Here is a 21,923-nt window from a genome sequence, read left to right as displayed (position 1 = left end):
GGTCAGTGATCCCCGGGCTGGACGCGATGCTGTACGCGCCGGAAGAGCAGATCGTTCACCACGTGACCCTTGTCCAGCCCCTGGCCCTCGAAACGGGTCAGCGGCCGGAAGTCGGGACGGGGGGCGTACCCGCCGTCGGCCTGGGTGTTCTCGAAGTCGGGGTGCGCGGTCAGCACCTCGAGCATCTGCTCCGCGTACGGCTCCCAGTCGGTCGCGCAGTGCACGAGCGCGCCCGGCTTCAGCCGTGTCGCGGCCAGGTCGAGGAACTCCGGCTGGATCAGCCGCCGCTTGTGGTGGCGCTTCTTGGGCCAGGGGTCGGGGAAGTAGACGCGCAGCCCGTCGAGCGAGTCCGCCGGCAGCATCTCGCGCAACAGGATGATCGCGTCGCCGTTGGCGACCCGGACGTTGCTCAGCGCGTTGCGGTCGGCGAGGCCGAGCAGATTGCCCTGGCCCGGCGTGTGCACGTCCACCGCGAGGATGTCGGTGCCGGGGTCGGCGGCGGCCATCTGCGCGGTCGCCTCGCCCATGCCGAAACCGATCTCCAGCACGACGGGGCGGTCTGCCGCGCCGAACAGCTCGGCGAGGTCCACCCGACGCCCGTCGATGTCCAGCCCCCACTTGGCCCACAGCCGCTGCAGTGCGTCCGCCTGCCCGGCCGTCACTCTGCTGCGGCGGGGCTGGAAGCTGCGGATCCGCCGCTCGAAGTGCGAACCGGCGGGATCGGCCTGCGGCCCGTCGGGGAACCGCGGCTCCCCTTTGGCCCGGGTATGCCGAACGGGCTCCCCCGGGTGGTGCTCACCACGCGGGGAGGACGGGGGGACATCGGGAACACTCACGGAATCAGACACAGTGGGGTCGATTTTACGGGGCCCGCGCGGGCGCACGGGGCCTGTGTGACCCACCCCGCTCCCCACGGACGCCCCCGCAGGTTCCCGACCGGTCACCGCCGGTCGGCCCGTCGCCGCCGGCCGGTCGATCACCTTCGGCCCGTGGCTCCCGCCCGGTCGCCGCCGACCGGTCGCCCCGGGCCCGCCCGTGGCTTCCGGCCGGTTGCGCCCGGTCTGCCGGTCACTGCCGGTCTGCCGTCGCCCCCCGGTCGGCCCGTCGCCGCCGGCCGGTCGCCGCCGCCCGGTCGCCCCGGGCCCGCCCGGTCACCGCCGGTCGGCCCGTCGCCGCCGGCCGGTTGCGTCCGGTCTGCTGGTTGCCGACTGGTCACCCCCGGTCGGCCGTCGCCCCCCGGCCGGCCCGTCGCCGCCGCCCGGTCGCCCCGGGCCCGTCCGTGGCTCCCGGCCGGTTGCGCCCGGTCTGCCGGTCACTGCCGGTCGGCCCTCGCCCCCCGGTCGGCCCGTCGCCGCCGCCCGGTCGCCCCGGGCCCGCCCGTCGCTTCCGGCCGGTTGCGCCCGGTCTGCCGGTTCCCGACTGGTCACCGCCGGTCGGCCCGTCGCCGCCGGCGGGTCGATCACCTTCGGCCCGTGGCTCCCGGCACCGGTCGCCCCCGGCCGATCAACCCGGGCCCGTCCGTCGCTCCCGGCCGGTTGCGTCCGGTCCGCCGGTTCCGGTCACCCGCGGTCGGCCCGGCACCCGGGGTCGGCCCGTCGCCCGCGGTCGGGTGGGTGTCCCCGGTCGGGTGGGTGTCCCGGCTGCCGTTCCGCACGAGGTGCGGCTCGCTCATGCGTCGGCCAGTGCGCCCAAGGCTCTGCGGGCCACCTCACGGCCGATCGGCAGAGAGGCCGTCGCCGCCGGTGAGGGCGCGTTCAGGACGTGGACCGTCCGGGGGCCCTCCCGGATCAGGAAGTCGTCCACCAGGCCGCCGTCCCGCAGGACCGCCTGCGCGCGGACGCCGGCCGCCGTCGGCACCAGGTCGCTCTCCTCCACCGCCGGAAGCATTCTGCGCACGGCGTCCACGAAGGCGCCCTTCGAGACCGACCGCCGCAGTTCGCCGAGGCCGTAGCGCCAGTGCCGGCGGCCCATCCGCCACACGCCCGGCCATGCCGCCGTCGCCGCCGCCTCCCGGGGATTCACGACGCCCCAGCCATACCCCTCCCGGGCCAGCGCCGGCACCGCGTTGGGGCCGACGTGCACGCCTCCGTCGATGCCCCGGGTCAGATGCACGCCGAGGAACGGGAAGGCGGGATCGGGCACGGGATAGACCAGCCCGCGCACCAGCTCCGGCCGCGCCAGCTCGTAGTACTCGCCGCGGAACGGGACGATCCGCACCTCCGGCTCGTCGCCGGTCAGCCGGGCGATCTCGTCGCAGTACAGCCCGGCGCAGTTCACCAGCACCCGTGCCCGGACGACGTCACCCCGGGCGGTGAGCACGGCCACCCCGCGCTCCGGCCGCCGGTCGATCCGCACCACGCGCGCGCCGTAACGGATCTCCGCCCCGGACGCCTCGCCCAACCGCTGGGCGACGGCCGTGTAGTCGCAGACGCCGGTCGTCCGCACGTGTATGGCGGCGAGCCCCTCCACCTCGGGCTCGTACTCCGCGATCTGGGCGGCGCCCAGCTCCCGCACCGTGATGCCGTTCTCCCGGCCGCGCTGGACCAGGCCGTGCAGCCGGGGCAGCTCGGACCGCTCCGTGGCGACGATCAGCTTGCCGGTGACGGCGTGGGCGATGCCGTACTCCGCGCAGAACTTCGTCATCTCGGCGGCGCCGCGCACCGCGTACCGCGCCTTCAGGGTGCCCGGCCGGTAGTAGATCCCGCTGTGGATGACCCCGCTGTTGCGGCCGGTCTGATGGCGGGCTGCCCCCGGCTCCTTCTCCAGCACCGTGACCCGCGTGCCCGGCGCGGCCCGCGTGATCGCATACGCCGTGGCCAGACCCACGATGCCGCCGCCCACCACGAGCACGTCACAGTCGTAAGCGATCTTCGGCACGTGCACCACCTCCCGGCTTCGATAGTGCACTGCGCCACTGACAATCTCTTCAAACCCGACTCGGCACGGCACTCCTCCGCAGAGCCCGAACCCGCGCGGCCGGACCCGTCGCGTCAACCTCCGCAACATCGTACGAAACGGTGGAAAAGACGGAAACGGCAAGCCGGAATCGGAGTCCGCGCGGAGCGCTCACGCGGGGGTCATGAGTAACGGCCGCGCCCTCTCCCGCAGCTCCACCACCCGCGGCTCGTCGCCGTAGGGCTCCAGCCGGTGCAGCAGGTCCTTGACGTACTCCGTGGTGCGGGCGGACGAGATGCGGCCGGCCACCTCCACCGCCCGCACGCCCTGCTCGCAGGCCGCGTCGAGGTTGCCCGACTCCAGCTCGGCGACCGCCGAGACGACGAGCCGCAGTCCGTGCGAGCGCACGAACTCCTCCGTCGGCTGCGACAGCGCCTGCTCGGTGAACCGGCGCACCTGGCGCGGCGCCTTCAGGTCGCGGTAGCACTCGGCGGCGTCGGCGGCGAACCGGTCGTAGGAGTAGAAACCGAGCCAGGACGGATCGTGGTCGCCGTCGCGGGACCGCTCCAGCCAGCCCTCGGACGCCTTCAGCGCCGCTCCGGCGGCATGCGCGTCCCCCGCGCGTGCGTGCGCGCGTGCCTCCACGAGCCGGAAGAAGCTCATGGTGCGGGCCGTGGCCAGCCCCCGGTTGCGCTCCAGGGCCGCCTGCGCGAGGTCGACGCCCTCGTCGCCGAAACCGCGGTAGGTCGCCTGGAGGGACATGGAGGCCAGGACGTAGCCCCCGAGGGGTACGTCGGCCGCCGCGCGGGCCAGCCGCAGAGCCTGGATGTAGTACCGCTGCGCGGCCTCCTGCTGACCGGTGTCGAAGGCCATCCAGCCCGCCAGCCGGGTCAGTTCGGCGCTCGCGCCGAACAGCGCCCGGCCGACCTCGTCGGAGTACGAGCCGAGCAGCAGCGGCGCCGCCTCCACCCGCAGGCACTCCGGGACCATCGACGAACGCCAGTCGCCGCCGCCGTACTTGGAGTCCCAGCGTCTGGCGTCCTCGGCGGCCTCCCGCAGCTTCTGCACGTCGCTGTGGCCGACTTTGAGCGGTGCGCCCGACCCTTCCAGCAGGTGTACGTCGCGGGCGACCGAACTGTCGGCCGGGGTTATCAGCCATCGTGAGGCAGGCGTTGCGTACGCGCTTACTGCGAACGATCCGGCCAGCGACTGCCAGATGCCTCCCGAGCCGGCCCGGCGCCCCGCGAGATCCAGGCGGTAGAGGTCGGTGGCCGAGCGCACGGCCTGGCCGACGTCCCTGGGGAAGGCGAGGCCCACCTCGGGAGCGGGATCCGCGTCCGCCAGGCCGATCTCGTGGAGCGGCACCGGACGGCCGAGCTTCTGCCCGATGGCGGCCGCGATGAGGTGCGGTGCGGCGCCCTGGGGCACCATGCCCTTCGACACCCAGCGCGCCACGGACGTCTTGTCGTAGCGAAGAGTCAACCCGCGTTGGGCGCCAAGGTCGTTGACGCGTCGCGCGAGTCCTGCGTTGCTGATTCCCGCGAGGGCGAGAACGGCGCCGAGTTTTTCGTTCGGCCCGCGTTGCTCCCTGGACATTGCGCCACCCCTCGACACAGACGGCTGCCGCGCTGGCATAACCATGCGGCATTCGTAAACCCAGCGTAGTTCGCCGCATCCCAAGCGTTAAGGGGCATTCTTCCGGTTGGCGGGATTGTGGTCCGTACGGAAGTGCGGGGGCAGGTACGGACCGTCGCGGCGTGCTCCCGCCCGTGTGGCCGTGCGCCCGGCCGTGCGCTCTTCTCCGGCCATCGGGGGAGCGGTTCCATGGGTCGTGCGTGGGTCGGCCCGCTGTACTGGATCCAGTGGGCTGGGGGACACCGCCGCCTTCATCCCCGCGGGCGGCGGAGCGGTCCGGGAGGCGCCTTCCGTCTCCCGGGCCGGCGCGGGTTTGCAAGGGCACGCGCGTGCACGGAGCGTTGCGGGAGCCTGCGCGGAACGGCTTCAACGCCGGGCGCGCCCGCCGGATTTGGCCGAAAATCGACCCTGTGTTCCGTGCGGGACAACGCCTCTCACCACGGAAATCGAGGGCGCGCAAGGCGTTCTGGGGGAGCGTACCGGGGGCGCATTCACGTCGCAGGCATCGGGGCGCCCATCACGGCGCCCGTCGGCGCCGACGTCTTCACACTGGCGCATTCCACGGATCGCGAGCGGCGTCGCCCCCGTCCGTGGCGCGTTCTTCGTGGCAGCATGTGAACCGTTCTTACGGTGCACTCGGTTGTCCACAGCCTGTGGAGGCGTCGATGCGGTGGTTGGTGGGATGGAGCAGCACCGCCGCGGGCGCGTCGGGCGGGTCCGTCGGCTACGACGGTCGGCACGACGTCGACGCGGCGGCCTACGGGGGTCAAGTCGGCTACGAGGGCGAGACGTTGCAGCCGGTCGGCTCCCATCTCCTGTGGGGCGACCCGGATCCGCTGTGGGCGGTCGGCGACTGGCGCCCCGACGAGGTGCGGGTGGTGTCGGTCGACGCGCAGAACCGGATCGCCGTGCTCGGCACGTGCGGTGCGACCGACGAGCAGTTGCGCGTCGGGCTGTCCGCCGCGCGCGGAGGGGCACTTCGCCATCTGACGGCCTGGCCGGGCAGCTACACGGCGGTCGTGCGGGTCGGCCGCCGGCTCACCGTCTGCGGCGATCTGGCGGGCGCGCGCCCGGTGTTCCACACCCCCTGGGAAGGCGGCACCGCGTACGCCACCGCCGCGCTGCCGCTGGCCGACCTCGTCGAGGCCAACCTCGACTTCGGCCACCTCGCGGCCCTGCTCGCCGCTCCCGACGTGCCGGCGGCCCTGCACGACTCCACTCCGTACGACGGCGTGCGCCGCGTGCCGCCGGGGCACGCGCTGATCCTGCGCGCCGGGGCACGCGAGATCGCCGGGTACGAGCCGGTGGCCTCGCTCGCCGTGGCGGCGCCGCCCGCCGACCCCGACAGCGCGGTCGACGCCGTGCGCGACGCGCTCGTCGAAGCGGTACGCGCGCGTCTGTCCGCGCCCCGGCACGTCCCCGACATCGACCCCGGCCCGGTGCCCGGCATGGGCCCCGCCGAACGGCGTGCCGCGCGCGGGATGCCGATGCCCGGCATCGGCGCCGACCTCTCCGGCGGACCGGCCTCCGGCACGCTGGCGCTCCTCGCGGCGGGTCTGCCCGGCATGCCGGGCACCCTGCTCGGTCACGGCACGGGCGCGGGCGAGCGGCTGCTGGCCGTCACCTTCAACGACCTGGCCGTCGGTGGAGGCGAGGACGAACTGCAGCGGGCCGGCGCCCTCGCGGCCGGCCCCCGCCTGCACCACGTCGTGGCGGCGGGCGCCGAGGAGACCCTGCCGTACGCCGACATGGACGGCCCGCTGACGGACGAACCCGGCCCGAGCCTGGTCACGGTCGCCCGGCACCGCGCACGGCTCGCGGCCGGCAGCGCGGACCACTTCACGGGCTACGGCGCCCGCCAGGTCCTGGACGCCCACCCGGCCCGCCTGGCGGACCTGCTGATGGACCGCAAACGCCGGCACCTCGTGCGGCCCATGGCCGCGCTCACCAAGGCCGACGGGTCCGTGCTCGTCCCCGCGCGCGTGTACGGCGCGGCCCGCCGACTGGCCCGCACGCCGTACCGCGCGGGCGTCGAGGGTCTCGCCGAACGGCTGCTGCACCGCAGGTTCCCATCAGACGCCTCCGGGGGCGCCCTGGAGGCGTCCCTGGCCGCCCTGACGTGGGGCGGAGCAGGCCCCGCCGCACGCTGGCTGACCGGTGAGGCGCTCGCTGAAGTATCGGTTCGCCTGCAGAGCGCCGCGCACCGCACCGGCGTGGGACCGGGTCAGCGTCCGGGCGACTACCGCGCGCGTGCGGCCCTCACCCGGCACGCCATGGACCTGCGCGTCCTGGAACAGGCCGCGGAGATCCGCTCCCAGCGACTGCACGCGCCGTTCCTCGACAACCAGGTCGTACGGGCCTGCCGGGCGCTCCCGGAGACCCTGCGCGTGCAGCCCGGGGCGCGTGCCGCGATCCTGCGCTCCGTCCTGAAGGGCGCGGGCGTCACCGACCTGCCGCCAGGCTGGGGCGCGCCCTCGCAGGCCTCCGCCTCCGCCGCCGCCCGGGCGGGCCTGCGCATGGCCATCGACCCTCTCCTCAGCCTCTTCGAGGCCCCGCTGCTCGCGGAAGCGGGGCTGATCGAGGCCCGGGTCGTCCGCAGGGCCCTGCGCGCGGCGGCGGCGGGCGAGCCCCTTCCCCTGGACGGCCTCGCCGACCTGATCTCCCTGGAGATCTGGCTCCGCCGCCTGCTCTCCCGCCGGGGCACCTGCTGGACCGGCACCCCGGCACGCGCGCGTGCGGTCCCCGCGGGCATCGCACCCCAGAGACGGGCGGTCTCCTCCGGGGGTTGAGGGGTGACTCCCTTCCCTCAGTGGCTGAGGGTGGTCTCCTCGGGGCGCGGCGGGCGGTCTCTTCGGGATGACGGGCGAGCTCCTCCAAAGGGCGGGCGGTCTCTTCGGGGGTGACGGACGGGCTCCTCTATAGGGCGGGCGGAGGGTGGTCTCCTCGGGGGTGATGGGCGGGTTCTGCCGGGGGACGGTTCTGTCGGGGGGATGACGACCGCCGTCGGCTCCCGCTGGTCGTCGGGGCCCTCGCCTGGGGCGGAGCCGTGAGGAGCGGGCCGGTCCTCGTCCTCGGGTCGCGAAATCGCGTGCCGCACGCCTCGCCCCGGACGACAATGACCCGGTGCGGTACAGAATCCTGGGCGTCACCCAGACCGAGGACGACCAGGGCGTCGCCGTACCCGTGCCCGGGGCCCGCCTCCGCGCCCTCCTCACCGCCCTGGCCCTCCGCCCCGGCCGGCTCACCGCCCCGGAGACCCTGATCGACGAGGTCTGGCCCGAGGCGCCGCCCCAGGACGCCTCCGCGGCGCTCCAAGCCCTGATCGGCCGGCTGCGCCGCGCGGTCGGCAGGGACGCCGTGACCTCCGCTCCGGGCGGATACCGGCTCGCCGCGACGGAGGACGACGTCGACCTCTTCGTCTTCGAGCGACTCTTCCAGCACGGCGTCGAAGCCCTGCGGCAGGGCGACGCCTGCGCCGCCGCCCGCTCGCTCGACGACGCCCTCGCCCTGTGGCGCGGGCGCGCGCTCGCCGACCTGCCCGACCGCACGCCCGCCGCCCGTCCGGAAGCACTCCGCCGGGAAGCCTCCCGCGCCCGCCTCGAAGCGGACCTGCTCCTCGGCCGCGCCCGCGAGGCCGTGCCCCGCCTGACGGAACTGACCGCCGCGCACCCCTACGACGAACCGCTGCACGCGCTCCTCATCCGGGCCCTGCGCGACTCCGGCCGCGCCGCCGACGCCCTCGCCGCGTACGAGATCGCCCGCCGTACTCTCGCCGACGGCCTCGGCGCCGACCCCGGACCCCAACTGCGCGCCCTGCACGCCGAACTCCTGAACCTGGACGACCGGGAGCGCGCCCACGGCCCGAAGCCGGGCGGCGGAGCGGAGCACGGTCGCGGTCCGGAGCCCGGGCGGGATCCGGAGCCGAGCCACGGGCGGCAACCGGCGCCCCGCGCCTCCCGCACAGGACCAGCGTCCTTTTCACAGCCCCCGCAGCCCCCACAGCCCTCTCGGTCCTCGCTTCCCGGGCACCCTGAGGGAGCCCCGGGATCCGGTGCCGGTGCCGGTGCCGGTGCCGGTGCCGTCGGTGTCGGGCGAGGCCGGCCGCAAGCGCCCCCTTCCCCGCTCCCGCCCGGACTTCCCGAACGCACCGGCAACATCCGTCCGCGGCTTACCTCTTTCGTGGGCCGGGAACCCGAGATCGCCGCCATCCGTTCCGAATTGCACAGGGCCCGTCTCGTGACGCTCACCGGACCGGGCGGCTCTGGAAAGACCCGTCTCGCCGAAGAAGCCGCCGCCGGGCTTCCGCAGGCGTGGCTGGCCGAGCTGGCGCCGCTCGACCGGCCGGAGGCGGTGCCGGGCGCGGTGGTCAGCGCACTCGGCCTGCGCGAGACCGTGCTGATGACCACCGACCTGGCGCCGGCGCAGGACGACCCGGTCGCCCTGCTCGTCGAGTACTGCGCCCCGCGCAGCCAGCTCCTGATCCTTGACAACTGCGAGCACGTCATCGGCGCGGCCGCCGACCTCGCCGAGACCCTCCTCACCCGCTGCCCCGGGCTCACGATCCTCGCCACCAGCCGTGAACCTCTGGGAGTGCCCGGCGAGTCGGTCCGCCCGGTCGAGCCCCTGCTCCCCGACCACGCGCACCGCCTCTTCACCGAGCGCGCGGCCGCCGTCCGCCCGGACGCGGCGACCGCCCTGCGCGACGAGGCGGCGATCACCGAGATCTGCCGACGGCTGGACGGCCTGCCGCTCGCCATCGAACTGGCCGCCGCCCGCCTGCGGTTGCTCACCCCGCGACAGATCGCCGACCGCCTCGACGACCGCTTCAGGCTGCTCACCTCCGGCAGCCGCACGGTCCTGCCCCGCCAGCAGACCCTGCGGGCGGTCGTCGACTGGTCCTGGGACCTGCTCGACGAACCCGAGCGCACCCTGCTGCGCGAACTGTCCGTGTTCGCGGGCGGCTGGGACCTGGAGGCCGCCGAGGCCGTGTGCACCGGCCCGGTCGCGGAGCTCGTCGGATCCCTCGTGGACAAGTCCCTGGTCGTGGCCGCCCCGCACGCCGTGGGGGCAGACAGCGGCATGCGCTACCGGATGCTGGAGACGATCCACGAGTACGCCCTGGAGCGCGCGGCCCAGCAGCCGCGCTCCCGCGCCGCGACGGAGCGACGCCACCGCGCGTGGGTGCGTGCGCTGGTCGAGCGCGCCGACCCGTTGCTCCGTTCCGCCGAACAGCTCTCCTGGATCGCCCGTCTGGAGACCGAGCTCGACAACATCCGTGTGGGCCTCGAGCGTTCGCTCACGGCGGGCGACGAGGAGGAGGCCGGCGCCGTCTGCCTCGCCGCGGGCTGGTTCTGGTGGCTGCGCAACTACCGCCACGAGGGCGCGGAGTGGACCGACCGCACCCTGCGTCTCGGCGCGGTCCTGGACTCCCTCCGGCCGCCGCCCCGGACGGAGGCCCCCGCCGCTCAGGAAGCCTCGGCCGTCGCCCCGGGCCTGCCCGCCGACCTTGCGGCCCGGATGGCCGCCGCCGACCCCGTCGGGATCTTCCTCGCTGAGCCCGAGACCGGGAGCGGGGGCGGGGGCGGGAGTGGTGCCGACGCCGGCAGCGGCGCCCACCCGCAGTCGGAGCAGCGGACGAACCTGCGGATGCTGCACCTGTTCCTGCTGTCCGAATCCGAGCCGACCGACACCTCGAAGGACCCGCGCTACCCGGAGTACCTGGCCCGTCTGCGCGCCCGCTACGAGCCGGGCGGCCCGCAGGCGGCGCGCATGCCCGGCCTCATCTGGCCCGTCACGGCCTTCCAGATCCGGGACACGGTGGACGTCCGCGGAATCCTCGACCGGGCGGTCGACAACTGCCGTCGGTACGGCGGCGACTGGGAGCTCGGCTGCGCCCTGATGTTCCGCACGCACATGGTCGTCGACTCGCCCGGCGGGCTGCACGGCGTCGACGACGACCTGGCGGAGCTGCGCGTGCTGAGCCTGCGCGTCGGCGACCGCTGGATGCGGGCCCAGGTGTGCGGCGCGGCCGCCGAGGCGGAGATGGCGCGCAGCCGCTTCCCGGAGGCGGAGCAGGAGTACCGCGAGGCGCTGCGGCTCGCCTACGAGGTGGGGGCGTACGCCGAGACCCCGTTCCTCATCGCCCGGCTCGCGGAGATCTCCTACCGGTCGGGGGACGCGGAAGGCGCGCTGGCCACCCTGGACGAGGCGAACAGCGCCGCCGACCGTTACGGCGTGCCGGACGTCCGTGCGTTCGTCCTGCTGCTGCGCGCCCACATCGCGTTGTACGTGGAAGGCGACGCGGCCCACGCGCGCGTGCTCCTGACCGAGGGGAGGGCCGCGGCCGGCGCGGGGACGCCGCCGCCCCAGTTCGCGGCGGCGCTGAACATGCTCGTCGCGGAACTCACGGCCGTCGAGTCCGGGCCGCGCTACGCCCTGCCGATGCTCGCCGACACGCTGCGGCAGGCGATGGCCGACCAGTGCGCCGAGACGGTCACGGCGTCGATCGTGGACGACGCGGCGGTCCTGCTGGTCCGACTCGGCGACTTCCCGCGTGCAGTGCGGCTCCTGGCGGCCGCCGACGGTCTGCGCCACCCTCATCCGCGGCCCACGCCGCAGGACGCCCGCGTCGAGCGCGCCGAGGCCGGGATCCGTGAGGCCCTGGGCGCCGAGCGCCATGCGGCCGAGCGCGCCCGCGCGTCGCACATGACGTCCGAAGACGCCCTGCACGAGATCACCGCAGCCGCCCAGGACCACCCGATCCCCCCGGCTGCCTCCCCAGACACCCCGCCCGCCGACGCACCCGCCACCCCGTCCGCCGCCTCGCCGGCCCCTCGGGCCGCCGATCCGTCTGCTGACGTGCCGGACGCCCCGTACGTCGATGTGCCCGCCGCTCCGCCGGAGACCCGGTCCGCCGACGTGCCCTGCACCCCGTCTGCCGCGCCACCGGACGCCCTCGCCGCCTCCCCGTCCGCCGCCTCGCCGGCCCCTCGGGCCGCCGATCCGTCTGCTGACGTGCTGGACGCCCCGTACGTCGATGTGCCCGCCGCCTCGCCGGAGACCCGGTCCGCCGACGCATCCGGCGCCCCGTCCGCCGACCCGGCTGCCGACGTGCCCGGTGATCCGGTGGATGCCGGTGATGACAGCGGCCGGGCCCAGGGGCCTACGAGCAGGTGAAGCGGGACTCGGCCCAGTCCGCGAGGGCCACCGAGCCGAGGGCGTCGCGCGGCTCGACGACCAGGCGCACGGTCGTCAGGCCGCTGAGGTCCACATGGACGGGGACGGCCGGATCGCCGCCCCTGACCATCCCGGAGGACCAGAGCCGGGTCCCGTCGCCGTAGACGGAGAAGGCGACCCGGCCGAGCCTGAGCGTCAGGTCGTCGAGGCCGACCAGCGCGTCGTACGCGGTGCACGCGCGGTGGAGATCGACGGTGACGGAGGAGCCGCCGTGCACGGTCACCCCGCCCGCGTACCGCCGCTCCGCGACGTACAGCGCGGACCGCTGCCACACCCAACTGCTGCCGCGGAGCCGGATCTCGGGCCCGGTCCCGTCGCCGGCCACGTCGAAGGGCAGCTCGCCCAGCGGATAGACGGTCGGGGCGGGCGGAGGAGCGGGCGGGGGCGTCGGGGTGGGCGTCGGAGCAGGCGGCGGGCTGGTCCGCGGGGCGGTCGGGGGAGCCGGGCTGGGCGTGGGCGCGGGGGCCGGGGAGGCCGGAGCCGCGGAGGCGGACGTCGGCGTCGGGGCGGTCGCGGGCACGATCACCGCCGGTCGCGGCTCGGGCCGCCGCACACGCGTCGGTGCAGGCGTCGGCTGCTCCGGCCGCGCGACCGGCGCGGGGGCGGAGGCCGGAGGCCGTGCCTCGGGCTGCCGGGCGGGGGCGTCATGGCCGACGAGCGCGAGAGCCACCGCGGCGGCCGCCACCGCGACCACGCCTGCCGCGACACCGGCCTTCACCGGCGCGCCCAGCCCCTCCGAGGCCAGCGCACCCCCGCCGGCGCTCCCGGCGCCCGCTCCGCCCGAGGAGCCGCCCGCGGCGCCCGTGACGCCCGCGGCCGCGCCCGCCGCCCCCGCTCCGGCGCCGCCGAGGAGCGCGAGGGCCTTGGCGTAGCCGGCCGCGCCGAACCAGCCGATGACCGCGACCGGCACCACGGCGGGGATGCTGCCGGCCACTTCCTCGATCTGCAGCGCCGCCAGCCGGCACCGGGAGCACTCCTCCAGGTGCTTGCGCAGCCCTCGTTCGGCGCGGGTGCGCAGCCGGCGACGGGCGTAGGTGCCGAGCTGGTCGGCGTAGCCGGCGCACTCCTCGTCGCTGGTGAGCGTGGCGCTGACGTGGGCTTGGAGGTAGGCCTGCTTGAGGCCCTCCCGGGCGCGGCTGGCGAGCACCCGGGTGCCGTTGGCGTCGAGGCCGAAGAGCATGGCGACCTCGCTCGGCGACTCGTCCTCGACCTCGGTGTGCCACAGCACGGCCTGCCAGCGCTCGGGAAGGGAGCGGAAGGCCCGCATCGCCATGGACTGCTCGGCCTCGTGCATCGCGCGGACGTCGGCGCCCAGGTCGAGTGCGTCGTCGTCGGACATCTCCGCGGCACGGGCGGACCGCGCGGCGAACACCGCGAAGTCGTCGACGAGTTGTTCCCGCTTCGCCGACCGCGTCCAGTCCGCGGCCACCCGCCGTACGGAGGTGAGGAGGTAGGCGCGGACGGCGTACTCGGGCCCGGAGCCGCCGCGCACCGCCTGGAGCATGCGGGCGAACACCTCGGCGGTGAGATCGTCGGCGGTGTGCGCGTCCCGGCAGCAGGTGCGGGCGTAGCGGCGCACCGCGTCGGCGTGACGCCGGTAGAGCTCCTCATAGGCCGTGTCGTCGCCCGAGCGCATCCGGCCGATCAGGTCGGTGTCGGCGGGCGGCAGATCCCGCGGCGGCGGCAGGACGCCGCCGTCGGCCCGCCATTCCCGCTGGGCCGGGACCGTGCCCTCGAGAGCGTGGCCGCGCGGGGACGCCGCGGGCTCGCCGGCCGGGCCGCCCGACGGCCCGCTCGCGCGCCCGCCCTGGCTCGGCACCTGTTCGTCCCGACCGTCAACGTTCATCGCGGAAGACTCCCGCCGCCTGCCCCACCCGTCCCGACCACCGGGTCAGAGTGCCATATTGGCTTTCGGTCAGGACCCCCTCGGACGGTCCTTCCACTCGTCCGTGGGGAACTGTCGCAATCCGTCACCGGGCCTCACCCTTTTCGGGGAGCGGCACAACTTCCGGGCCGTGGGCGGGAGTTATGGCGGCCGTCCGCCGCGCCCGGGCTGCCGGCCGTGGGGGACGGGGTGCGGGGGCCGCTCGGGACCCCCGCCCACCGTCACCCGCACGAGTCAGGAAGGCCGCGAGCGCAGACCCTCCAGCAGGATGTCCAGCAGTCGCGCCGAGGCCGCCGCCTGCTGCGCCGGATCCGGCAGCGAGGGCGCCGCCGTCGCGATGACCAGCAGCACGTCCGACACGGACACGTCGGCGCGCAGTTCGCCCGCCTCCCGCGCCCGATCCACGAGCCGGCCCACGACCTCCAGCAGCGCCGTCGCCCCGTTGTCGTCGACAGCCGCCGTCGTGCCGTCCTCCGGGACGAGCCGCAGCTCACCGGAGCCCGGCTGGGTCCGCTGCTGCGGCACCCGCGCCGCCTCGACCGGCACGCCCTCCGCCTCGTCCTCCGCGACGCCGACCCGCAGCACCCGCGGCGGCAGCAGCCGCCCCGCGCCGGACGCCACGGACGTCCGCAGGAAGCGCGACAGCGCCGACCACGGTTCGTCCTCCTGCCCGAGCGCCGCACGCGCCTGGTCCGTCAGCCGGGAGGTCTCCTCCTCGGCTATCCGCCGGACCAGCACGTCCTTGCTGGGGAAGCGCCGGTACACCGTGCCGACGCCGACCCGCGCGCGCCGCGCCACGTCCTCCATCGGCGCGCCGTAGCCCAGCTCGCCGAACACCTCACGTGCCGCACGCAGTACGTGTTCCAGATTGCGCTGTGCATCCACGCGCAGCGGCGCTGTCCGCGCGCCCTCTGCACGTCCGCCGCCCAGTGCCGTCCCGACCGCGCCGCCCGGCGCGAGGGCCGACGCGGACGCCGTCGACGACCAATGCGAACTCTGCATGTGCATGAATAATCCCCCGGTAATGACGTCTCCCCCCGGAGACTTTCCCCGCCATCGAAAAGCCGGGGCGTGGAACACAGGGGACGGCCGCCCCGGGCCCGCCCGTCGCAGACCCGCAGAGCGCTTCCCCCTGACACCCCGTCGTCACACGAACATAGTTGAGAGAGAGTCAATTCAGAAGGGGCACGTTCCGCACGGAGCGACCCCCGATCGGAGTACGGGCGGCATTCGTCCCGATTGCGCCCCCTCCCGCACCCCGGTACATGCCATCTGACCTGCGCTTACGCCCGGTGCTCAGGTGTTTCGGCCAACCCCTCGGCCACCCGACTCGCGGTCACACAATTTGTCGAGGCTGTGGACAAACGCAAGCGCCGGGTGCGTCATGGGATGGTGAAGGAACGTGCGCGCATTCTCGTTGTCGGCGGCGGCTACGTCGGGATGTACACGGCCCTGCGGCTCCAGCGGAGGCTGAAACAGGAACTGGGCCGCGGCGAGGCCGAGATCACGGTCGTCACGCCCGACCCGTACATGACCTACCAGCCCTTCCTTCCCGAGGCGGCCGCCGGGTCCATCTCCCCCCGGCACGTCGTCGTGCCGCTGCGTCGCGTCCTGCCCCACTGCCGGATCGTGGTCGGCGAGGTCACCGCCGTCGACCACGCCAAGCGCACCGCCACCCTCACCACCCTCGCCACCGAGGAGGAGGGCGCCGGCCCCCAGCAGCTGACGTACGACGAACTCGTCCTCGCGCCCGGCTCCGTCTCCCGCACCCTGCCCATCCCCGGGCTCGCCGACTACGCCATCGGCTTCAAGACCGTCGAAGAGGCCATCGGGCTGCGCAACCACGTGATCGAACAGATGGACATCGCCTCCTCCACCCGCGACCCCGCCATCCGTGACGCGGCCCTCACCTTCGTCTTCGTCGGCGGCGGCTACGCGGGCGTGGAGGCGCTCGGCGAGCTGGAGGACATGGCCCGCTACACGACGCGCTACTACCACAACGTCCAGCCCGAGGACATGAAGTGGATCCTGGTCGAGGCGTCCGACCGCATCCTGCCCGAGGTCGGCGCGGACCTCGGCCGCTACACGGTCAGTGAGCTGCGCCGCCGCAACATCGACGTACGCCTGAACACCCGCCTGGACTCCTGCGCCGACCGCGTCGCCGTCCTCAGCGACGGCGCCCGCTTCCCCACCCGCACGGTCGTGTGGACCGCCGGCGTCAAACCCCACCCGCTCCTCGCCGCCACCGACCTCCCGCTCAACGAACGGGGCCGGCTCAGGTGCACCCCCGAGCTGACCGTCGACGGCGTCACGCACGCGTGGGCGGCCGGAGACACCGCGGCCGTCCCCGACGTCACCGTCGACGAGCCCGGCAAAGAGACCGCGCCCAACGCCCAGCACGCCGTCCGTCAGGCCAAGGTCCTCGCCGACAACATCGTGCGCTCCCTGCGCGGCGAACCCCTGCAGACGTACGCGCACGCGTACGTCGGCTCGGTCGCCTCACTGGGGCTCCACAAGGGCGTCGCCCACGTCTACGGACGCAAGCTCAAGGGGTACCCGGCCTGGTTCATGCACCGCGCGTACCACCTCAGCCGCGTTCCCACCGTCAACCGCAAGATGCGCGTCCTCGCCGAATGGACCCTCTCCGGACTCTTCAAACGGGAGATCGTCTCGCTCGGATCACTCGAACATCCTCGCGCGGAGTTCGAACTCGCTGCCGGTGGAAAGCCTTCTGACGAGTCTTCCGGCGACCCGAAGGGGTCGTCCTGACCGAAACAGGAACTCCACCGGCCGCCCCCACGTCTGACGAATGTCGGCCCGGACGGCGGCCACACTGCCAGACTGCTCCCTGCTCATAGCCCGACGCCGAGCGCCCGAGCCGCTCCCGAACCGCCCCGACCCCCTTCCGCACCCCCCTCCCCATCCCTGTCGTATCCCCGCTGACCGAGTCCCTCCGATTCCTTCCGAGTCCTTCCGAGCACGTTCCCCACCCCTTCCAGAGCCCCGGCGGGCCGGCGCAGGCTCCCGCCGAACCCGCCAGGCCGTCCCCACCAGCGCCACACCCCGGGTGCTGCGACAATGTGCGGCCACCGCCGTGCGCCCCCGGAGCAGGCCGGGCCCGGAGCCGGCCGACGACGACTACACGAGGCAAGGATTCGTGAACTTCACGCGCTGGAGCGCCCGGCTCCCCGGAACACAGCGCCGCGCCGCCGCGCGGGCCGAGCACCCGGTCACCACCACGGACCGGCGCAGCGAGGGCTCCGTGCCCGCGGCCCGCGCCGAACAGCTCACCGACGCGCCCCCCGTGCCCGCGGTCGACGAACTCCCGGTGCGTGAGGTCCTGGACCGCGTCCCGGCCCTCGTGGCCCTCGTCCACGGCCCGAGCCACCGCCTCGCCTACGTCAACGACGCCTACACGGCGGCCTTCGGCGCACGCCCCTGCGGCGAACCGGCCGCCGAGGCCCTGCCCGAGCTCCGCGACCTCGGCCTGATGCCCCTGCTGGACCAGGCCCTGCGCAGCGGCAAGCCCCGCACCCTGAAGTCGCGCAAGGCCCCCGACGGCCGCCACTACACCTTCACCTGCACCCCCGCCGCCGAGCACAACGGCGAAGGAGCGGTCCTGATCTTCGCGACCGACGTCACCGACCACGCGGAGGCCGCCGAGCGCCTCAGGACCAGCGAGCGCCGCCAGCGCGAGACCGCCGTCACGCTCCAGCGCTCCCTCCTCCCCCAGGAGCTCGAAGAGCCCGACGACCTGCGCATCGCCGCCACCTACCAGCCCGGCGGCACCGAGGCCGCGGTCGGCGGCGACTGGTACGACGTCATCACCCTCGGCGGCGGCCGCACCGCCCTCGTCATCGGCGACGTCATGGGCCGCGGCGTCCGCGCTGCCGCCGTCATGGGCCAGCTCCGGACGGCCGTCCGGGCGTACGCCCGACTCGACCTGCCCCCGCACGAGGTGCTCCAGCTCCTCGACGGCCTCGCCATGGAGATCGACGCCAACCAGATCGCCACCTGCGTCTACGCCATCCACGACCCCAACGAGGGCCGGCTGGTGTACGCCTCCGCGGGCCACCTGCCCATCCTCGTCCGCGACGACAGCGGCACCGTGCTGCGCGCCGACGAGCCCACCGGCCCGCCCCTCGGCACCGGCGGCTGGATGCACGCCTCCGGCTCGATCCCGCTCGGCCCCGGCTCCACGGCCGTCCTCTACACCGACGGCCTGGTGGAGCGTCGCAACGAGGACCTGGACGAAGGCATCGCCGCCCTGGAGCGCGCCCTGGCCGGCGCCACCGGCACGCCCCAGGTCGTCTGCGACCGCCTCGTCCGCTCGGCCGGCGTCACCGCCGACCACGACGACGACGTCGCCGTTCTCGTCCTCCAGCACCCCGCCCGCACCGGCCCGGACGGAGAACTGTTCCGCAACGCGGCCCTGGAGCTCCTCGGCGGAGTCGAAGCGGCCCCACGCGCGCGTGCCTTCGCCTCGGGCGTCCTCACCAGCTGGCGCTTCCCCGCCGACCTGCACGACCTCGGCGTCCTCGCCACCAGCGAACTGGTCGCCAACTCGCTCCAGCACGGCATCCCGCCCATGCGGCTACGGCTGCGCCGCACCGACCGCCGCCTGATCATCGAGGTCACCGACGGCGACGACCACCTGCCGCGCCGCCGCCGCGCGGAACCGGGCGACGAGTCCGGCCGCGGCATCGCGATCGTCGCCACCATCGCCTCCCACTGGGGCAGCAGACGCACCCCGGGCGGCGGAAAAGCGGTCTGGTGCGAGTTCGTCCTGCCGAAACAGACGGAATGACCACGCGCGGGGCGCGGCACGGTCACGCGTGGATGACGCCGATGACAGCGCGCGGAAACAAGCCGAACACGCATTCCCGCGCGCGCGGCGCCTAGGCGAGCACGCCCCCTGGTGCTACTAGCTCTGCATGGCAGACGCAACGGGCTTTCACCTCAAGGGAAGCGCCCCCGAGCGCTACGAACACTACGTCGCGCCCCTCATGGCGCCCTTCGTCACCGCACTCGTGGACGCCGCGGACCTCTTCCCCGGCGCATCCGTCCTCGACCTCGCCTGCGGCACCGGTTTCGCGGCCCGCGCCGCCGCCGCACAGGCCGGCCCCACCGGCCGGGTCGCCGGCGCGGACCTCAACGAGGCCATGCTCAAGATCGCCCAGGCGTGCCACCCGCGCCTCTACCCGGACATCGATTTCACCGCCGCCCCCGCCGACGACCTGCCCTACCCCGACGCGGCCTTCGACGCCGTCCTCTGCCAGCAGGGAGCCCAGTTCTTCCCCGACCTCGACGCCGCCCTGACGGAGACAGCCCGGGTCACCCGCCCCGGAGGCCGCTTCGCCGCCACGCTCTGGGCCCGGCTGGACGACTCCCCGTACTTCGTGGCCCAGTACCGGACGCTCGAGCAGTACGACGGCCCCGAAGCCGCCGCGGGCTTCCGGTCCGCCTTCGACGCAGCGGACCGCGTGACCGCCGCCCTCGACCGCGCCGGCTTCCGCTCCACGGCCCGCCGCGACCTCACCTTCGCCATCGACCTGCCCCCACTGGACGACTACATCGCCGGCCACCTCTCCTCGATCCCCTGGGGCCAGAACCTCGTCGACACCGCGGGCGACGAGGCCCTCACCCGGGCCGCCGAGACCATCCGCGCCCGGCTCCCCGCATCCACGACCACCTTCCCCTTCACGGCGACCCTGGTGACCGCAGTCCGCTGAACCCACGGGAAGGAGAGAAGGAGAAAGGAGAGGGGCCGTCGTCCCGAGAACGACGGCCCCTCTCCCGTGCGGAACACGCGATCCGCCCGCAGTGCCTCAGGCCTCCGCGGCCACCGGCTGCACGGCGGCCCCACCCCGGGCCACCACCCGCTTGCGCACCAACCACGGCTGGTCCTGGACGGCGGTCAGCTGCCGCCCCAACCGCAGCGCGAGGTAGGTGATCCCCAGCGAGAACAGCAGGAACGTCACGATGTACGGCGCGTGCAGCGAAGCCCCCATCGGCCCGCCCACCGCCGGCCCCACGGCCAGCGCGAGCTGCTTCACCAGGGCGAACGCGGAGTTGTACTGCCCGGCCATCCCGGCCGGAGCCAGATCGGCCACCAGCGGCGCGAGCGTCGGCGACAGCATCGCCTCGCCCAGCCCGAACAGCGCGTACGTCGACACGAACACGGCCGTCGCCATCTCCCGGCTCCCGTGCCCGAGCCCGGCGTACCCCGCCACGGCCCACGCCACGGCCCAGAGCAGCCCCACCGCCGCGATCACCCGCGACCGCTTCTGCCGCTCCACGAACTTCAGCACGGCGAACTGCGCCACCACGATCATCGCCGTGTTGGCGGCCAGCGCCGTCCCCAGCGCGGACGTCGAGATGCCCACGGCCTCGACCCCGTACGCGCTCAGCCCGGACTCGAACTGCCCGTAACAGGCGAAGAACAGCACGAAGCCCAGCACGCACAGCTGCACCATGGCCCGGTTGCCGAGCAGCTGCTTCCAGCTGCCCCGCGCGGACTGCGGAGCGCCCTCCACGCGAGGAGCCCGAGGCAGCCGCACCGTCGCCATCACCACGGCCAGCAGCAGGAACATCGCCGCCTCGATGGCGAACAGCACGGTGAAGGACGAGACCCGCGTCGTGTCGACGAGGTGCCCGCCGATCAGACCGCCCACGCCGAGCCCGAGGTTCTGCAGGAAGAACTGCGTCGCGAACGCCCGCGAACGCGTCTCCGCGGTCGAGCTGTCCACGATCATCGTCGCCAGCGCGGGCTGCATCACGGCCTGCCCGGCCCCGAGCGCGGCAGCGGCGGCGAGTACGGCGGAGGAGGTGCCGGCCAGCCCGAGGCCCAGTGCGCCGAGCGCAGCGGTCACCAGGGCGGCGAGCAGGACCGGCAGTGGACCGCGCCGCACGATCGCCCGTCCGGCGAACGGCAGCACGATCAGCGCGGCGACGGCGAAGACGGCGAGCACCAGCCCCGCCGTCATGGCCCCCAGCCCCCGCACCTGCGCCACATAGACGTACAGGTAGGGGACGGTGAAGCCGAGCCCGAACGCGCTGAGTGCATTGCCCACGTGGATCCGGCGCATCGCTGCGCCCATCGCCCTGGTCACGTTCACCTCAATCAGGTAGGAGTCGTCAGTGCTTAGCACCGAAGACTTAGAAGCTAAAGTTCGAAGCTAAACTGTACACATCGAAGGACTTCAACACGAACGCGCCTCGTGCGATACTTATTTCCATGGGCGACAACCCCGGCACGGTCGACACCGGCCTCGGCAGCGAGCCGACCCTCGAAGAGCAGATCGCCGCCTATCAGCGCGAGTTCCAGGATCTCGATCCGCAGGTCGAGAAGATCGTCTCGGCGCTCTCCCGCCTGCACCGCCGGATGAACGTCGCCTATGGCCGCCAGACCGCCGACCTCGGCATCAGCAACGCCGAGTGGGAGGTCCTCAAGGCCCTCGTCCTCTCCGGCGCCCCCTATCGCCTGGGGCCGAGCGACCTGGCGAAGCGGCTCGGCCTGACGCCGGCCGCGATGACGCACCGGATCGACCGCATGGTCGCCGAGGGCCTGGTGACCCGTGAGCGGGACGAGACCAACCGGGTCCGGGTGATCGTGGAGCTGACACCCGAGGGCCGGGAGAAGTGGCTGAGGGCCATGCGCATGGCGATGGTCTTCGAGGAGGACCTCCTCCAGGACCTCTCCGCGGCGGAGCGCACCACCCTCGGCGACGTCCTGACCAGGCTCCTGCGCCGGGTGGAGCACGCCCAGCCGGACGCGGGCGGTCGGCTCAGCGACCTCGACTGAACGGCCCGCGCCCGTTCGGCCTAAAAGATCTTGACAGGGACGGTTGACAGCCCCACTGGGGATCCGTAGAGTTCTTCGGGTTGCCACGGAGCCGTAACGGTTCTCCGGCAGCGCCTCCGCCGCAGTAGCGGCACACAAACCACCAGCACGATCTCCCCCGGGGTTGAATTCGGCGCGCCCGAATTCAATTCGACTGGGGGCCGGCAGCTCGATTAGCAACTGCCGAACGGATCCGCTAAGGTTTGAGACGTCGGAACGGCCCAACAGCCGGGAAGACGGCTCCCGCTGACTGGGAATCAGAGCCGAAAGGGTCTGGTAGAGTCGGAACCGCCGGAAAGGGAAACCGCGAGATAAGCGGGGGACCTGGAAAGCGCCGAGGAAATCGGATCGGGAAACGGTCTGATAGAGTCGGAAACGCAAGACCGAAGGGAAACTGCCCGGAGGAAAGCCCGAGAGGGTGAGTACGAA

12 protein-coding genes are annotated in these 21,923 nt (G+C 74.0%); 6 read left to right on the top strand and 6 right to left on the bottom strand.

The window, feature by feature from the left end; genetic code table 11:
* Window positions 1–2: 2 nt before the first annotated feature.
* From trmB to ABT300_RS11090, 3 genes are all read right to left on the bottom strand, one after another.
* The gene (gene trmB / locus ABT300_RS11100) at window positions 3–848 is read right to left on the bottom strand and encodes a tRNA (guanosine(46)-N7)-methyltransferase TrmB (RefSeq protein WP_502977917.1); all 846 of its coding nucleotides are present in this window, start codon (window positions 846–848) and stop codon (window positions 3–5) included.
* An 820-nt stretch (window positions 849–1,668) separates the two neighbouring features.
* Window positions 1,669–2,886 carry an L-2-hydroxyglutarate dehydrogenase gene (lhgD, locus tag ABT300_RS11095; RefSeq protein ID WP_351674041.1) on the bottom strand — a complete coding sequence of 406 codons (1,218 nt, stop codon included), beginning with the start codon at window positions 2,884–2,886 and terminating at the stop codon, window positions 1,669–1,671.
* 180 nt (window positions 2,887–3,066) lie between these two features.
* Entirely contained in the window at window positions 3,067–4,491 is a 1,425-nt protein-coding gene (locus ABT300_RS11090; RefSeq protein WP_107443239.1) for an NsdA family TPR-like regulatory protein, read from the bottom strand.
* Between the two features lie 704 nt (window positions 4,492–5,195).
* Here ABT300_RS11090 and ABT300_RS11085 point away from each other — a divergent pair.
* Window positions 5,196–7,319, top strand: a complete 2,124-nt coding sequence (locus ABT300_RS11085) for an asparagine synthase-related protein (RefSeq protein ID WP_351674002.1) — start codon at window positions 5,196–5,198, stop codon at window positions 7,317–7,319.
* 334 nt (window positions 7,320–7,653) lie between these two features.
* A complete protein-coding gene (locus ABT300_RS11080) occupies window positions 7,654–11,706 on the top strand; it encodes a BTAD domain-containing putative transcriptional regulator (protein ID WP_351674001.1) in 4,053 nt (1,350 codons plus the stop codon).
* Here ABT300_RS11080 and ABT300_RS11075 read toward each other — a convergent pair.
* Together ABT300_RS11075 and ABT300_RS11070 are read right to left on the bottom strand one after the other, a co-directional pair.
* Window positions 11,693–13,612, bottom strand: coding sequence for a sigma-70 family RNA polymerase sigma factor (locus tag ABT300_RS11075; RefSeq protein WP_351674000.1), 1,920 nt, complete (start codon window positions 13,610–13,612; stop codon window positions 11,693–11,695). The two genes, ABT300_RS11080 and ABT300_RS11075, sit on opposite strands and share 14 nt — an antisense overlap.
* A 273-nt stretch (window positions 13,613–13,885) precedes the next feature.
* Entirely contained in the window at window positions 13,886–14,659 is a 774-nt protein-coding gene (locus ABT300_RS11070; RefSeq protein ID WP_351673999.1) for a TetR/AcrR family transcriptional regulator, read from the bottom strand.
* A gap of 381 nt (window positions 14,660–15,040) precedes the next feature.
* On the opposite strand from ABT300_RS11070, the gene ABT300_RS11065 reads away from it, so the two are divergent.
* The 3 genes from ABT300_RS11065 (at window position 15,041) to ABT300_RS11055 (ending at window position 19,383) form a co-directional block, all read left to right on the top strand.
* Window positions 15,041–16,420 carry an NAD(P)/FAD-dependent oxidoreductase gene (locus tag ABT300_RS11065; protein WP_351673998.1) on the top strand — a complete coding sequence of 460 codons (1,380 nt, stop codon included), beginning with the start codon at window positions 15,041–15,043 and terminating at the stop codon, window positions 16,418–16,420.
* 388 nt (window positions 16,421–16,808) lie between these two features.
* The gene (locus ABT300_RS11060; RefSeq protein WP_351673997.1) at window positions 16,809–18,458 is read left to right on the top strand and encodes an ATP-binding SpoIIE family protein phosphatase; all 1,650 of its coding nucleotides are present in this window, start codon (window positions 16,809–16,811) and stop codon (window positions 18,456–18,458) included.
* Between the two features lie 127 nt (window positions 18,459–18,585).
* Complete coding sequence (locus tag ABT300_RS11055; protein WP_351673996.1) at window positions 18,586–19,383, top strand: class I SAM-dependent methyltransferase; 798 nt, start codon at window positions 18,586–18,588, stop codon at window positions 19,381–19,383.
* A 96-nt stretch (window positions 19,384–19,479) separates the two neighbouring features.
* Here ABT300_RS11055 and ABT300_RS11050 read toward each other — a convergent pair whose 3' ends face one another.
* Entirely contained in the window at window positions 19,480–20,751 is a 1,272-nt protein-coding gene (locus ABT300_RS11050) for an MFS transporter (RefSeq protein WP_351674039.1), read from the bottom strand.
* A gap of 137 nt (window positions 20,752–20,888) precedes the next feature.
* Between ABT300_RS11050 and ABT300_RS11045 the strand changes: the two genes are divergently transcribed.
* Window positions 20,889–21,455, top strand: coding sequence for a MarR family winged helix-turn-helix transcriptional regulator (locus ABT300_RS11045; protein ID WP_351673995.1), 567 nt, complete (start codon window positions 20,889–20,891; stop codon window positions 21,453–21,455).
* Window positions 21,456–21,923: the final 468 nt, after the last annotated feature.

Origin of the sequence: Streptomyces sp. NPDC001027 (assembly GCF_040299045.1) — a bacterium.
Classification (GTDB): Bacteria; Actinomycetota; Actinomycetes; order Streptomycetales; family Streptomycetaceae; genus Streptomyces.
The sequence above is the reverse complement of the archived record's forward strand: the minus strand, read 5'-3'. Positions and strand labels throughout refer to the sequence as shown.